Below are 14,918 nucleotides of genomic sequence, written 5' to 3'. Positions count from 1 at the left end.
CGTCCCGCCCGTCCTTTTTGGACGGGCGGGACGCCCATCCCACAAACTTGTGGAAGTTATTTAATTATCATTCCTAAGTGATTGGGTCGAGAATTAAGCCTGATGTTTTTGATAATTTAAGAGCGATCGCACTTGGCTCAATAAAGGGCGATCGCCCTGAAAAATTATTCTTTCCAGTAACGGGTTAAAATCCGCATTACTTCGCCTGCGATCGGGGACGGTAAAGGCGGGCTCCATTCACCAACTTCTGCAAAACCCAAAACGTGCAGCAGATTGATGAGGCTTTCGACTCCTTTGGGAATCCCGCAAATCAACAATCGGATCGGTTGCTTGCCGGTGGGTGCGTCGGGAATTTCTTCGCGCAGGAGTTCGGGAACTGACTTTGGCTGTGATATCATGAGTTTTAACTACACAATAGTCGGATAGCTATCGCCCTTGAGTTTTCGAGGCCAAGGGGCGATAGCTTTTCCGTTTGGACATCCTCAGCATAGTTCATTCGCTGCTGCAAGTCAAGCGATACGACTAAAAATATTGCCGATACGGCAACACACGTGTTAGTGAAGGTTGCAGGATGCTAACATCACCTTGCAAAGTCCTGGCTAGTAGTTGAGCACCCGCAGTGATCCGTTGGAAATTGGCAGTTGTAATGGCCGATCGCAATATCAGCAATAAAGAATTGGCGGCTAGAGTTGGGATGCACCCAACATCTGTTTCTAAAATCAAAACCCGCCGCCGGCTGACAAGAATTGATGAAACAACTCTTGATGCTCTGTGCAAAGCACTAAACTGCCAACCGGGCGATTTAATGGTGTATGAGGAAGACCAGCCCGATCGCACTTAAAAAACCGACTGCGATAGTTAGTAGTGTTGACAGCGACGCACCCTACACATTCGTGAAGCGAAGCTATCCCGTAGGGAATCGCACAATTTCCACTGCAAAAACGCGAGCAAACTCAGCGACAAGGATCGATCGCACTCGATCGACCTCAATTCCGGGGATAAACTGCTCTAAACTGCCAACAGGTCGATCGGGAATCCCGCAAGGTACAATTTGCCCAAAGCCTGCGAGATCGGGACAAACATTTAAAGCAAAACCGTGCATCGTAATCCAGCGGCTGACTTTAATGCCGATCGCACCTACCTTGCACCCATCCACCCAAACCCCAGTCATACCGGGAACCCGCGAACCCTTCAACCCCAAAACTTCCAGCACCCCCAGCAGCACTTCCTCCAACTGCCGCAAATACCAGTGCAAATCAGGCTGGTGACGGCGCAAATTTAAAATCGGATAGCCCACCAATTGGCCCGGACAGTGGTAAGTCACCTCGCCGCCCCGCTCAACTCGGTGCAGTTCCGCCCCAGTTTGGCTTGGGTCAAATTTCAGAAATTCCAGCTTTGCTCCCATTCCCAAAGTGTAAACCGGCGGATGTTCCAGCAAAATCAGGACATCTGGCAAATCTGGCTTGTCGCGGCGTTCTTGCACCAGTTTTTGCTGGATTTCCCAAGCTTGGGAGTAGGGAACTTGTCCCCAATCGAGGAGTAAGCAGGGTTGTGCATTTAACTGTTGAGGGATGAGAGGAGAAATCATGCAAAAAAGTCAATAGTGTTATTACGGAATATTGGCGCAGTTTAAATCAAGAATTGTCAACATATAATAAAAGATTTGGAAGATAAGTGTTTTCGAGAATACATAGTGCTACTGTATAAAATATACCGAAGTTACAGAAGGGAGGGAGCTCTATGAAGCTTGTTATCCAGGGTAAAAATATAGAAATCACCGATGCGATTCGCGAGTACGTCAATCAAAAGGTGGAAAAGGCAGTTAGCCATTTTCAAAATTTGACTACAGAAGTGGACATACATCTATCGGTGGCTCGTAATCCCAGGATCAATCCTAAGCAGACTGCTGAGGTGACAATTTATGCTAACGGCAGCGTTATTCGGGCTGAAGAAAGCACGGAAAGCCTGTATGCCAGCATAGATTTGGTTGCCGACAAGATAGCTCGTCAACTGCGGAAATTTAAGGAAAAACGCCACGACAACAAAATCCAGAGTAGTGTTAAAACGGTTACGGCAGTTGAAGAACATCCTGTAGTAGCGGATCTAATTGGCGATCGAACTCCCGAACTTCCTGCTGAGGTGGTACGGACTAAGTATTTTGCTATGCCTCCAATGACTGTGCAACAAGCTTTGGAACAATTGCAGATTATCGATCACGATTTCTATATGTTCCGTAATGCGGAAACAGACGAAATTAACGTACTCTACGAACGCAAGACTCACGGTGGCTATGGAGTTATCCAACCCCGGCACAGCAACGGTAACGGTAATAGCAAAAATGGCAAAACTGCCGAAAGCGCTACATCTGAAAAATCGAGTGTTGCAAAAAGCTAGATAATTGCTGAGTGCTAATTGTTAATGGCTGCAAGTCGTTAGCAAAAAAGGACTAAAGTCCTTACTACGAACCACGAGTTTTTAGTAAGGACTTTAGTCCTTTCTTGGTTTTTTAGAGAATCATGACTGAGGTGCTGACTACGAACAAGTGGTAAAATCTGTCTTTACCAGCTAGCTGTATCTCGCGACTAAATCTTTCGCTGCTTGTCGGTGTTTTTCTACCAAACTCGGCGGGGAAAGCACTTGGGGGCTATCCATATATCTTTGCACCCACAGACTGAATTCGTTCTCTGAGCGATCGGGCAAATCTATCTGATAATTAACATACAGCAGCTTGCCAAAACTGTCCCTGGGCCGTTCCTTAATTTTTTGTCGCGGGTGTCGCAGATATCCCTCTAGACTCCTTGCGCTGTCTGGGGTGTAGAATGGAGGTGAAACTAATTGAATGGAATGTATGCGGAAGTTAGTTTTCTCAGATACAGAAATGTTTTATCGTGAGCTAAAGACAGCCTTGGAGCAAAGTGAGCAAGTTGAAGTTATTACAGACTACGAGCGATATTCAGACCTTCCAGAGAAGTTAAAAACCATTTTTGAGTTACACAAGAACAAATCGGGAGAGTGGGTAAATATAGCTACAGGCGCATTCATCCCTTCTTCTGCTGGAGTTACTACAATTAACTACTCTGCCCTCTATATTTTTGCTGGTGCTGGTGCAGGTGCTATTCTTGGATTTATAGTTGGTGGCCCTGTTGGAGCAGCAGTTGGCGCTGGTATCGGAGCCTTAGCTGGAACTGTTGCTGTTGCGACATCAAGCGGAAGGCATCATGTAGATATAGAAATTGAGGCGAATGGTAAACTCCGGCTTAAGATTAGCCCAATCGATTGAACAACGTGACACTCCCCACTCGCTGGGGAAACTAATTGAATGGAAAGTTTGTTAACTCTGGGGTCAAGTTTGATAATCTGTGTTGGTGCTCCCCACTGGCTGGGGAAACTAATTGAATGGAAACTGACCTGCATCGGCGCAATGGTCGCACCAAATTTGTTGGCCCAACTCCCCACTCGCTGGCGAAACTAATTGAATGGAAACGCGCGGCCTGCACTGCGATTTTCGCGCCAATATCGAAGAAACCGGGTTTTTTAGCTAATCTGCTAGATAGCAAATCATTTTCGTAAAAAAACCCGGTTTCTGGCCACCCGCGCGCCACCTAACTTTTAATAGCTTCCAAAGTTTTGAGTGCTTCTGCAACGTGTGCTTTGAAGTCTAACATCGAGTCAAAAATATGCTTGACAATGCCTTCTTTGTCAATGACATAAGTTACTCTACCGGGCATAATCCACAGGGTAGCTGGAACTCCATATAATTGCCGAACTTTGTTGCCAGTATCGCTCAGCAGTGTAAAGGGTAGCTGATATTTGGTGGCAAATTGCTGGTGCGATTGTTGGGTATCTTCGCTAATTCCTATGACTTCTGCGCCTGCGTCTTTGAAGACTTCGTAGCTATCTCGAAAAGCGCAAGCTTGAGTCGTGCATCCGGGTGTGTCGTCTTTGGGGTAAAAGTAGACTATGACGTTTTTTTTACCTTTAAAATCTTTGAGGCTGACTGATGTGCCAGTTTGAGATGGTAAGGTAAAATCGGGTGCGGTGTCTCCTACTTTGACGCTCATGTTTTTTTAACTTAGTAGATCTGTTTGCGTGAAATTTTAACTTTTGTTATTGTACTGTTTTTTTGAGCAATAGTTCGCAGTTGCGATCGCCCGATTCGGGAGTATCTGAGATGTTGCACCATTCTCAATAAGCTTTTTATGAACAGGCTTTTCGGCCTGTTCCACAAGAAAATTCACTCTTTGTGGAACAGGCCGGAAAGCCTGTTAAGGGCCTGTTCCACAAGAAAATTCACTCTTTGTGGAACAGGCCGGAAAGCCTGTTAAGGGCCTGTTATACAAGAAAATTCACTCTTTGTGGAACAGGCCGGAAAGCCTGTTAAGCGAGAATTGTGCAAGATGTGAGTTACTACAAAGTTATTTGTTATCTGCCTTTGGTTAAATTTTTTAATTCCCGCCATATTGGAGGAATTTGGCCGGAGTGTGTGCGGGGCTGGGTGAGGATTCCTTGAGTCGGACTGAACAGTAATGATAGCACAAATAATCCCGATGCAACTAAAACTATTGCGGGGCCGGATGGCAAGTTATAAAAGTAGCTGAGATACATTCCGCTAATGCTGGAAATAACTCCGATTATTGCGCCTAAAATCATTACTTGGTGCAGACGAGTGACTAGGAGATAGGCGGTACTTGCAGGTGTAATTAATAGGGACAAGACTAGCACGACGCCAACGGCTTTGAGGCTGGCAACTATTGTGAGGGCGATGAGTACCATCAGTCCGAAGTTGAGCAGGTTTACTGGTAAACCTGTTGCTTGCGCTCCTAATGGATCGAATGTGTAAAATAGCAGTTCTTTGTAAAAGAATACTACAACTAATAAGACTACGGCGACTATGACGGCTGTGTCGATCGCATCTTGGGCGGTAACGCCCAGGATGTTGCCGAAAAGAAAGTGGTTGAGGTCGATTTTGTTGTCTTTTTGGACGATCGTAATTAGGGTGATGCCGAGGGCGAAGAATGCCGAAAATACGATGCCCATTGCGGCGTCTTCTTTTATTGTCGATCGAGCTTTGATCCAAGCTATGATTACTGTACTCAAAACTCCGGCAATGAAAGCGCCGACAAAGATATTTGCTCCGAGGATAAATGCGATCGCCAATCCGGGCAAAACCGAGTGGCTGATGGCGTCTCCGAGCAAGGCCAGCCGCTGTACCATTAGGTAGCTGCCGACGATCGCGCAGACGATGCCGACTAGAATGGCAATTACGAGCGATCGCTGCATGAATCCGTACTGTAACGGCTCAATTAAGGTTTGTATCATAAAATTATAAAATCACAGTTAATTAATGACTAAAAACCAAACTAACCCGGTTTGATCTGAGATGTTGCACCATTCTCAATAAGCTTTTTAGGAACAGGCTTTTCGGCCTGTTCCACAAAGAGTGAATTTTCTTGTGGAACAGGCCGAAAAGCCTGTTCTTGAGAATGATGCAAGATGTGAGTTTGATCCGAGATTTATCGTTGCCCAATTCAAGATTATCAAAAAAACCTGGTTCAAGAGTGTAAATCCTAGATTAATGACCAATAATTTCAAAGGTGGTACCCGCCACGTGATTTATCCGTGGAATCCCAAATCGAAAATCGAAAATCCTCAAGCCCCCGCATTTATCCGCGGGGTCAATCTAAAATCTAAAATCTAAAATCTAAAATCGATTGAGGGCTGGCTAATTAAGCTGCTTGTCCGGCAAAGAACATTACTTGTCCGCCGTAGGCGCGGTAAAGGTTTTCTTTTGTTAGGACTTCTTGGCGGGAACCAGCGGCAATCAATTCTGTATTGAGCAAAATTAAATCGTCAAAATTGGTGATTGATTCGCCTAAGTCGTGGTTGACTACTAAGACTATTTTTCCGGCATTTGCTAGCTCGTGGAAGATGTCAAAAATAATATTTTGAGTTTTTTGGTCAACGCCGACAAACGGCTCATCAAAGCAGAAAATAGCGGCTTCTTGGGCTAATGCTCTCGCTAGAAATACTCGCTGTTGCTGTCCGCCAGAAAGTTGTCCGATCGGTCTGTCTTTGTAAGCACTCATGCCTACTCTTTCTAAGGCATCGGCAGCGGTGCGGCGGCTAGCTGCCGAGAAGCGGCGAAACCATCCGGCTTTTCTGACTCTTCCCATCATCACGACATCCCAAACGGTGGCGGGATAGTTCCAGTCAATTTGCGATCGCTGGGGCACGTAGGCTACTGTTTCGAGTCGATCGGCGATCGCTTCTTCGCCCCAGGTAACAGTGCCGCGATCGGCGGGAATTAAGCCCAACATTGCTTTGATTAGGGTGCTTTTGCCGGCACCGTTGGGGCCAATAATACCCGTCAGCCTTCCCGGTTTGACGGAAAGATTGATATCTCTGAGTGCCTCTACCGTGCGGTAGTTTACTGCTAAGTGCTTAACAGCGATAATTTCAGTGTCCGTAGCGCTGTCTTTGAGGTGGCAAACCATTTTAGACCAAGGATTCTCGTTGGGCAAGGCGGCGGTATTCATGGCGGTGAGTCTATCTCCTTTTTATTAAGTTTACTGTAAAAATGAAAAGAATATGAAATCATCGGTAAATAGGAATAATCTGGAACGCACGAGAGGTAGATAATGGGACAGTGCAAGCTCGAAACCCCTCAAACCATAGGTTTGGCGGCGAAAATCTCAAGTCGGTTAAAACTGATATCTTCCACCCTTCTCAAGAACGGGCAAGATGCCCGTTCCACAAAGAGTGAGTTTTCTGGTGGGGTGGGCATCCTGCCCGTCAAGAACGGGCAAGATGCCCGTTCCACAAAGAGTGAGTTTTCTTGTGGGGTGGGCATCCTGCCCGCCCAGAACGGGCAAGATGCCCGTTCCACAAAGAGTGAGTTTTCCTGTGGAACAGGCATCTTGCCTGTTCCTAAACAAGTTATTGAGAATGGTGCAAGATGTGAGTTAAAACCGACGGCGATTGTGAAGCAATCCGATAAAGGGGAGTTTAGCCGTGAGTCGGGGATTGAAACCGCCGCCCCTGGATGGGACAAGTCCAAGGCATTTTGGATTAGAACTATTGCTTGCGGCATTTTGACTGTGGGTTTATTTAGTTGCGCTCAAACCCAGGGCGATCGCCTCTCTCCACAGGCAGATGCTAAACCCAAGGTAGTTGCTACCAGCACAATTATTGAGGATTTGACCGATCGAGTAGCGGGCGACGAAATTCAGCTAACAGGAATTTTGCAGCCGGGAACCGATCCTCACGTTTACGAACCGGTGCCAAAAGATTCTCAAGCTTTAGAACAAGCTAACTTAATTTTGTATAACGGTTACAATTTGGAACCGGGATTAATTAGGATGATGAATGCCGCCGGAATTAAGGCGAGGAAATTAGCAGTGGGGGAAGTTGTCAAGCCTTTGCTACTGAATAAAGAAGGTAATACCGTACCCGATCCGCACGTTTGGGGAAATGTGGAAAATGCCGTTCAAATGGTGGAAGCGATTCGGGATGCGCTAATCGAACTGTCGCCGGAAGATCGGGAGAAGTTTACGCAGAATGCTGTGAAACTTACTGAAGAGTTAAAACGCTTGGATAGTTGGATAGAACAACAGATTAAAACTATTCCCGAAAATCAGCGCAAATTAGTCACAAGTCACGATGCTTTTCAATATTACAGCCGCGCCTACGGATTGGGAGAGGCTAACAGTTTGATCGGGATTAGTACCGAGGAACAGCCGAGCGCTCAAACGGTGCAAAAGTTAGTAGAATCGGTGAAAGCTGCGGGAGTTCCTGCTATTTTTGCCGAAACTACAATTAACCCGCAACTGATTAGAACAGTGGCGGAGGAAGCGGGGGTGAAATTGGCGGCGCAGCAACTTTATTCGGATTCGATTGGAACCCCCGGAAGCGAGGGTGATTCTTATGTGAAAATGATGTCGGCTAATACTCGCGCCATCGTCGAAGCTTTGGGGGGGAAATACACGCCGTTTGAAGTTAGCAAGTAGCAAGTAGGGTGCGTCAATCGATTTTAGATTTTAGATTTTAGATTTTAGATTGAAGCCTTGACCCCACGGATAAATTGGGGGGCGTGTTTATCGGATACAGGTTTTCTATTTCTGGACGGATGAATCCGGGGGCTTGTATCCTGATGCTTTCGGTCATCCTTGATTCCCAATCTAAAATCTAAAATCTAAAATCTAAAATAGTCTGACGCACCTACAAGTTTCAGTTTACCTGCTTCGACAAAATTAAATTGAGCACGTTCAATTCGTTGGAACTTAAAAGATATTTATCTGTAAAAATCTTTTCTCGACTTTGCTCTAAACTGTAGCTTCTAAACACGATAAATGGGAAATCTCGATACTTGTGTCCGATCGGCATTACACTGTCTATAGGGTAGATCGATCGCACATAAGCCGACAAAATATCCCGAAACCGCCTGTCTTCCGGTTCTTCCAGTTGGCTGTCAGCAAAATACTCCTGCATTTCCTCCCCGCTGACAAAAGCAAACAGCGGTATGGCATAATAGCGATCGAACTGCTGACTCTGCTCTTCAAAATACTGAGTTTTCTCGACTTCGCTGTTGAGAAATTGCAAAAGCTCGATCGCACCTCCTCTAATGGCCGATCGTACATTCTCCGGGGACGAATCGCTATCCCTAATTCGATACATTTTGTCCAGCAACTTCTTCTCTAGACATTCCTTAATTTCTCGATGAAGCCGAATCTGGTACGTTTCTACCAAATTTTGCTTAGCTAGAGGTACGAGCAACAAACTACCGCAAACATGACCGAGTTCTAAATTATCATAGCTCAACAAACCATCAAGAGGATTGCACTTTTCCAAAAACTTACGATTAAAATCGTCCCGCATTTCCAGATAAAAATCGCTCTTTTGACGAGAATTATCAGAATTTTTCAAAACATAATCCCCGCGACTCAAAAGCTGTTCCAGGCTCGTATAAACCTCCTTAAACAACATATTGCCTCGCTGGCTCTCGCTCTTTAATGTCTTAATTAGAGAAGCCATTTTGCTGCTAAAAGTATCCCCAACTGCGGAAACCGACTTACCGCCGATGGGAATCATCAAAAACTTTTCCCTACCTAAATAACCGTATCCCGAAATTCGCGTCATCACCGCCGTCTTCAGAATTAGCAATAAATTCAACAAACTCAATTTGCTTTCTTGCAGGGAAAGTTCCGCATCATCAGCGTAATAAACTGCGGTATCAGATAGGTAAAAAACTAATTCTTTGTCTTCACCATCAAGGGTTTTACCGTTGTCATATTCTCCGCGTCCCCGATAAATCACCTGTATGATTTCCATCAGATTTTTCTCAATTTGGAAGCGGGGAATATCCACTAAAATATGCTTAGTTTTTGGGAAAGAAAGTCCGCGACTTCCCGATGCAGTCATAAAGATTACTTTAGCTGTATTTTTGTATTTATGTATTTTTTCTTTCTCCTCTTCCGAGATATTCGCGTGAATTTCCAGATAATCGGTAAACTGCTCAAACTTTTCGCGACTAGCTTTAATTTTTTCAATTAATTCGGCTAATCTTTGCTTGTTTTGAATATATACTATAATTTGTTCCACACCGGGGATTGCTAATCGCTGATTGATATCCTCAATTATTTCAGATTGTACCCGCTTTACTAAATTACTATTTTGTTTTAGAGGCGCATCTTCACTGTATTTAACAGTTTCGACAAATACCTTATAAGTTATCTCTAAACTGCGCGCAGGGTAGGAATTCGCATTAATCACCTTTGCAGCTAGATTGTTAAATTTAAAAGGAATAACTTGTAAAGGTTGAATTTCTTCCGAATCTTTCGCTAACTTTTTAAAATAGATTTTGTCCGGTTCCGGTGACGTGTTATCAAGGTGCTGTTTAATCACATCGCAGTCCACAATCGAAGCATCTGCGACAATAATTTTAGTATTAAAACCATGTTCCAGCTTGTGTAACTCATGTTTTTTGACAATCTTAGCAATTCCGGCTAAAAACTCAACCCCACCATCATCTCCCGTAATTTCATCTATCATAATGAAAATATGTTTGATGCGGCTGGAGATTTCTTGCATTTTCCCCGCTATAACTTTTTTGGCGACTTTATTGTAAGTATCTTGAAAAATTTTATCTAAATGCTCTAGGGTATTTTGTCGGTTTTCTTTCATCTTCACCGATTGAATAGAAACGGTAGCTACGATATTATTAGATACCTGGCAATTTATCAGCGCGTATATACCTTCGCAAATGCTCTTAAGCACTCCATTTCCTTTGGGATTAATGGGTTTAATTACTGTTTCTCCCTTTTTTTCAAGTTCTGATTGATGATATTCCTTCCTCTGAATTTCTGAATTATCCTTGAGGTAGCGAACAGTTTTTTTGGTGAAATCTTTGCGATAGCTATTCGATGCGTACTTGACGGTACAGTGTCCTGAATTACTTTTGATGATATCGGCGTTAGTGTTGATACAAAATAATCGATCGTCGCACAGCAAACCAGTATTTTTATCTTTGAATTTTTCGATAATATCCAAGTTTACTTGCTTGCGGGGACTGACGTACAGAAATAAGAAACCGTCGTCGATATGGCTGCTTAGGAAATTGGCGATCGCAGTTGTTTTCCCAATTCCCGGATTCCCCGTCAAAAAGATATAACTTTCATCAGATTGAAGCGCTTTCACAATCAATTGAGCATGAGCATTTCTCAGATGTAATCCGCGATCGATTTGCAAATCATTTGCCAGTTTATCTGATATAATATCTATGGAATTAGCAAAATTATCAATCCGCTCTGTATGAGGTACAGGTTCAGTGACATTTTTACCAATTCCTAACAGAGCATCAACAAAATTTTTGCCTTCTTTAAAACTGCGAGCCGCGTTTAGTTGAACAACATCCAAAACTTCGCTGCGAGCATCGCTAATCTCTTTACCTTTCGCTTCATTCTGGTAAATTTGGGCACAAGTTGCTAATAACTTAATTTTGTCCTTGCGTAGGGAAATAGCGCTAATATTGCGATCGCTATAACCGACAACATTCAACAAAACCTCAGCATCATGAGGAATAATACCAGTTGTTTGCAGAAAACCGTAGAAGCTGTGAGCGTAGCTACCCGCCTGAATCAACTTAGCGCTTTCCTTATCCTTATACTTAAAAGCCGTAAAATAGCGTTTTAAATCCTCGGAGAAATCAACACCTAAAGTGCTAGTATCGATTCGCAGATTAGAAAAAACACTTTTCGATCGCAAATAGCTAATTTCTCTGAGCAAAGACTTCCGCATCACCTCTATTTCGTTCAGATTCTCGACTTTTTCCGAAGTCAACGGGGGAGTAAACACAGATAAATCAACGCACAGAATTCTAAAATCCTTACCATTCTGTAACAAAATCAGGGTATCAGCTTGCAAAAACTCGCCTTTTTCCTTGTAGCGACGGATGTAGGAGTTAATCTCATCGCCTGATAAATTGGGTTTCGCAGTTTTTAACTGAGATAATACCTCTTTAAATCCTGCTTTTGCATCCTTATTATAAGTTCTGATACTGTTAGCATCGCTAAAACTGCACTGACAGTACAAAATATTCACCAACTTTAAATTCCAGCCAGTAGATTTGATGTACTCCCGGAAAAAATTTAACCCACCCAAAAAGCCTTTTTGAACAAAAAATAAGCTCCATTTTTCAACAATTTTACCATCCAAACTACCGAGCAAATTAGCTTCTCTGGTAATTTCCGCCATCATCTTTGGCAATTTGAGTTTATGCAAATCTAGACGATAGGAATCACCAAAATTATGAGCTATATTTTCCCGCTGAATATATGCCAGAATCCCGATATTAAATCCCACCTCAAACAGCCGCCCAAAATCTTCACCAATCATGATTAATACCTCCCTCACCGACATTCAATACTTCTCTTACCTTATTCAAAAATGCCAGGGAATTAAAATCTGTGCTACCGCCAGCATGACTAAATATAGACAAAGCACCAACCGATTCATCGCCAATAATTCGCTCGTAGGGGTCAAGTTTTAAACTAATATTGTGACGAGCTTCATACCGAGAAAAGTGGAATATTGTTAGATAATGTAGCAAAGTATTTTTGATTGCACCATCATAAATCAAACCTTCACGAATATCTTGATCGTCTAGGATACCTTGATAGATATTCAACAGAGTCGAGTAAGAAATCACACCGTTATAAAAGTTTTTTTCCTCCCTGACTCTAATTCCGTTAAACAAGTTGAAAAACATCACAGCTTGCTGACTGGTATCTGCAAACAAGCTTTCAAGCTCCATTGCATCCTGAATATAAAAGGATTTTCCCTTATCGCCGAGGAAACTGCGGACATAGTATTTGTCAAAGAATATCGGATAAATTTTGATATCTCGGCGCTCTCCTTTCAAAGTTCGGAGCAATTTTTTTGACATGAAAGACAATTCCTCATCTTCCTCAGTCTTGGTAATATGCAACCTACTCATGTAAGGTGCTTGGGAAATATATGCGAAATTTCGATATCCTTGCTGATAAAGCTGGCTCATGACATCTTCAAGGATTAACGGCTCAGAATAAAGACGACTGACACTGTAATTTTCGGAAAGTGTTTTCAGCATTTCAACTTGAATTGTGCTATCGTCTAGGCGATTGATACCGACAACTTCTCCGATTAAACTAGCTTGTCTTTGGAAGCGGTTTTGATTACCTTTTTTCGCATCACTATCTCGACTGGAAACAACAATAATTGCTAACTTGTCTAACTCGGAAGCTAGCTGAACATTGTCGTCGAAGCGAAACTTTTTAGGAAGGATTGAATACAGGGAACTCAAGCCGTTACGAATTGTGAAACCATTGGGCGTTTTTCTAATCCGAAATCCTTGAGAAGTTGAGCGTTGTTTTTGACTCAAAACATGAGACAACGTTTTGGAAAGATTGGCCATAAATTTTTCTGACGGCGAAGGGTTTTTGTCGTCGCCTTCGTGAAGTCTCACCATCGGAATAAATAAGTTGCCCGCAGTATTTTCAAGCAATATCCTCAGACAGATATAGGACAGCAGCAGCATGGTAAACTTATATACAAAAATCGCGGCAGGTTGTAAACCTTTATCACCGCTGTCTAGTCGTCTGTTGTTATACCGGAATAACAGCAACTTATACTGCTTGAAAAAATTGTTATATGCACTCATCCGACTTTCGGGAACTGAAGCTACAGGCAAAACATCGACATCTTGGATATTGTATTCCATGCTGAAATTTTGGCGTTCATCAGTAGGAAAATAGCGGACATCTTCTATGGTGATATTGACTGGTAGCTGACAAATAGATCTTTCATCGACACTAGGATCTTTGACGGTAATATAATGGAGCGTTTGCTTGTAATTTCGCTCCATAATTTCATTAAAAAATTTACCAGTAGTCAAAATATTGTCAATATCCTCTACCAGACCAATTTTGAGGTTTACGTGTCGCGTTTCTGTTCGGGTTGGTAAAATTGTTTGACGCTCCAGAAAGCCTTTTAGCATTCTTCTCAGATGCGTAATTTTGTGCTTTATATTAAACTGATTAAATCCTTTAATAAAGTTGCGAAATAGCTCTCTTTTTGCCTCATCATCAGAACCTTGTAGGACTGGCAATACTCTTTGCTCAAATATGGCGATCGGCTGATAATTGAACTCAGATTCAGGATCGTAATCTTTTGCTAGTGGATTGCTGCGGGAAGCAAACACAAAATAGTATAGTAATGCTATTTTAAACACCTTGCGGACGAAGGTTTCGCTATTAACATCTTCGGCAAATTCTGCTTGATGTTCTTCACTGTCTGGATTTAGCAGATTTAGATAATATTCAAATACATCTTTTCCACCGCGCGCTTGAACTGAGTTATCAAATTTGACTTTGAGTCCAAAAATAAACTTACGTTCGTTACGAGCATTGTCGGTACTTTCTCCCAAATAACCTTCTACAATGGCAATAATTGGCAGAAAATCTAAGGCTTCCGCTCTCGCAAATATCTCTCTGTAATTAACTCTAATACCAGCATAATTAACCTCGTGATCGCCATCAGATTTACTTGGATCGTTGATATAATCTTCTATCAATCTGAGGCGACGAATCAAGTCTTGTAAGTAGATGATTCCTACAGTATCTGTACTGCTATCGCGAATGTGTTCTAGCAGATAGTCCAAATAAATAATCTTAGCTTCTTTGTTAATTTTCCCCAAAGTTTCTTTATCTACCAGTCGGATTAATTTGTGAAAATCCGAGTCAGGATTTTTAACCATCTCATCAAGACGGTGGTTAAGGTCTTCTTTCTCACTGCTAGTCTCGGCATTTTCATTGATATAGTTTTGCAAACCCTGCTTGAGTTCTTGTTCAAAAATATCAGTATTTCGGACGGCAACGGTCAATTTATGCAATTTTAAAGCTGCATGGCTTCCAGTACCTCGGCTTTCCAAAGTTAGCCTTTCTTTTTGTAAAGAAGTGTGGCGGGTGCCAAAATCGTATTTAAAGCCTAACTCTTGGCCGTTTCCGCGAAAATAGGGTGAGTCTAAGGGACTAATCAAACTAGCGACAAACCTTTCAATCGAGGTATTTTGAGGCAGTTTAGATTCTAATTGCTGCCGCAAACACTGTTGAATCTGTCTAACTTGACTGCCAAAACGCTCCTCAATTTCCGGCGGTAAGTTAACAGTGGCAGAATCTGCTTGGGGTTCAAAAGAACCCAAGGGTTGCCGCACTTGCTTGTTGGAAACATCCGCAGCAATGGTGTCAATATCAATTAGCAAGCGGCGGCTGTCTTCTGATACGCTAAACGGGTTTTTAGTCTGCAATGTTTCTAAAATCTTGTCCAGCAAATCGCCATAGTCTACTGGCACTAAATCGCTGGCATCCAATCTTAAGATGTTCACCCTG

The 14,918-nt window shown here is 42.9% G+C and carries 12 protein-coding genes; 5 read left to right on the top strand and 7 right to left on the bottom strand.

The window, feature by feature from the left end:
- Positions 1 to 164 precede the first annotated feature (164 nt).
- On the bottom strand, positions 165 to 398 hold the full coding sequence (locus QT984_RS23940; RefSeq protein ID WP_333053920.1) for a hypothetical protein: 234 nt from the start codon (positions 396 to 398) through the stop codon (positions 165 to 167).
- A 221-nt stretch (positions 399 to 619) separates the two neighbouring features.
- Here QT984_RS23940 and QT984_RS23935 point away from each other — a divergent pair, with 221 nt between their 5' ends.
- Entirely contained in the window at positions 620 to 841 is a 222-nt protein-coding gene (locus QT984_RS23935) for a helix-turn-helix transcriptional regulator (protein ID WP_333262932.1), read from the top strand.
- 63 nt (positions 842 to 904) lie between these two features.
- Here the strand turns inward: QT984_RS23935 and lipB are convergent, their stop codons facing one another.
- Complete coding sequence (gene lipB / locus QT984_RS23930; protein ID WP_333262935.1) at positions 905 to 1,588, bottom strand: lipoyl(octanoyl) transferase LipB; 684 nt, start codon at positions 1,586 to 1,588, stop codon at positions 905 to 907.
- Positions 1,589 to 1,740: 152 nt separating this feature from the next.
- On the opposite strand from lipB, the gene hpf reads away from it, so the two are divergent.
- Together hpf and QT984_RS23920 are read left to right on the top strand one after the other, a co-directional pair.
- Complete coding sequence (hpf, locus tag QT984_RS23925; protein ID WP_333053915.1) at positions 1,741 to 2,394, top strand: ribosome hibernation-promoting factor, HPF/YfiA family; 654 nt, start codon at positions 1,741 to 1,743, stop codon at positions 2,392 to 2,394.
- A 445-nt stretch (positions 2,395 to 2,839) separates the two neighbouring features.
- Complete coding sequence (locus QT984_RS23920) at positions 2,840 to 3,280, top strand: hypothetical protein (protein WP_333210898.1); 441 nt, start codon at positions 2,840 to 2,842, stop codon at positions 3,278 to 3,280.
- Between the two features lie 322 nt (positions 3,281 to 3,602).
- Here the strand turns inward: QT984_RS23920 and QT984_RS23915 are convergent, their stop codons facing one another.
- Positions 3,603 to 4,061: a peroxiredoxin gene (locus QT984_RS23915; protein WP_333053911.1), complete on the bottom strand. Its 459-nt coding sequence runs from the start codon at positions 4,059 to 4,061 to the stop codon at positions 3,603 to 3,605.
- 361 nt (positions 4,062 to 4,422) lie between these two features.
- Positions 4,423 to 5,319, bottom strand: coding sequence for a metal ABC transporter permease (locus tag QT984_RS23910; protein ID WP_333275202.1), 897 nt, complete (start codon positions 5,317 to 5,319; stop codon positions 4,423 to 4,425).
- 133 nt (positions 5,320 to 5,452) lie between these two features.
- Here QT984_RS23910 and QT984_RS23905 point away from each other — a divergent pair, with 133 nt between their 5' ends.
- Positions 5,453 to 5,698 carry a hypothetical protein gene (locus QT984_RS23905; RefSeq protein ID WP_333210891.1) on the top strand — a complete coding sequence of 82 codons (246 nt, stop codon included), beginning with the start codon at positions 5,453 to 5,455 and terminating at the stop codon, positions 5,696 to 5,698.
- Positions 5,699 to 5,726: 28 nt separating this feature from the next.
- Here the strand turns inward: QT984_RS23905 and QT984_RS23900 are convergent, their stop codons facing one another.
- On the bottom strand, positions 5,727 to 6,536 hold the full coding sequence (locus QT984_RS23900; protein WP_333210889.1) for a metal ABC transporter ATP-binding protein: 810 nt from the start codon (positions 6,534 to 6,536) through the stop codon (positions 5,727 to 5,729).
- A gap of 102 nt (positions 6,537 to 6,638) precedes the next feature.
- On the opposite strand from QT984_RS23900, the gene QT984_RS23895 reads away from it, so the two are divergent.
- Entirely contained in the window at positions 6,639 to 8,006 is a 1,368-nt protein-coding gene (locus QT984_RS23895; protein ID WP_445243064.1) for a metal ABC transporter substrate-binding protein, read from the top strand.
- A 220-nt stretch (positions 8,007 to 8,226) separates the two neighbouring features.
- On the opposite strand, the gene QT984_RS23890 is transcribed toward QT984_RS23895, so the two are convergent.
- Entirely contained in the window at positions 8,227 to 11,889 is a 3,663-nt protein-coding gene (locus QT984_RS23890; protein WP_333375119.1) for a helicase-related protein, read from the bottom strand.
- Entirely contained in the window at positions 11,879 to 14,914 is a 3,036-nt protein-coding gene (locus tag QT984_RS23885) for a hypothetical protein (protein WP_333262945.1), read from the bottom strand. Before QT984_RS23885 ends, QT984_RS23890 begins: the two co-directional genes overlap by 11 nt.
- Between the last annotated feature and the right edge of the window lie 4 nt (positions 14,915 to 14,918).

Origin of the sequence: Microcoleus sp. Z1_B2 (assembly GCF_036700325.1) — a bacterium.
Classification (GTDB): Bacteria; Cyanobacteriota; Cyanobacteriia; order Cyanobacteriales; family Microcoleaceae; genus Microcoleus.
Note: the sequence above shows the minus strand (reverse complement) of the source record. Positions and strands in the feature narration are given on the sequence as shown.

Bases quoted from the DNA above. Each gene is read 5' to 3' on its own strand.
- QT984_RS23940 (WP_333053920.1), bottom strand. From the start codon at position 398: ATGATATCACAGCCAAAGTCAGTTCCCGAACTCCTGCGCGAAGAAATT.
- QT984_RS23900 (WP_333210889.1), bottom strand. From the start codon at position 6,536: ATGAATACCGCCGCCTTGCCCAACGAGAATCCTTGGTCTAAAATGGTT.
- QT984_RS23910 (WP_333275202.1), bottom strand. From the start codon at position 5,319: ATGATACAAACCTTAATTGAGCCGTTACAGTACGGATTCATGCAGCGA.
- QT984_RS23890 (WP_333375119.1), bottom strand. From the start codon at position 11,889: ATGATTGGTGAAGATTTTGGGCGGCTGTTTGAGGTGGGATTTAATATC.
- hpf (WP_333053915.1), top strand. From the start codon at position 1,741: ATGAAGCTTGTTATCCAGGGTAAAAATATAGAAATCACCGATGCGATT.
- QT984_RS23915 (WP_333053911.1), bottom strand. From the start codon at position 4,061: ATGAGCGTCAAAGTAGGAGACACCGCACCCGATTTTACCTTACCATCT.
- lipB (WP_333262935.1), bottom strand. From the start codon at position 1,588: ATGATTTCTCCTCTCATCCCTCAACAGTTAAATGCACAACCCTGCTTA.
- QT984_RS23895 (WP_445243064.1), top strand. From the start codon at position 6,639: ATGGGACAGTGCAAGCTCGAAACCCCTCAAACCATAGGTTTGGCGGCG.
- QT984_RS23920 (WP_333210898.1), top strand. From the start codon at position 2,840: ATGGAATGTATGCGGAAGTTAGTTTTCTCAGATACAGAAATGTTTTAT.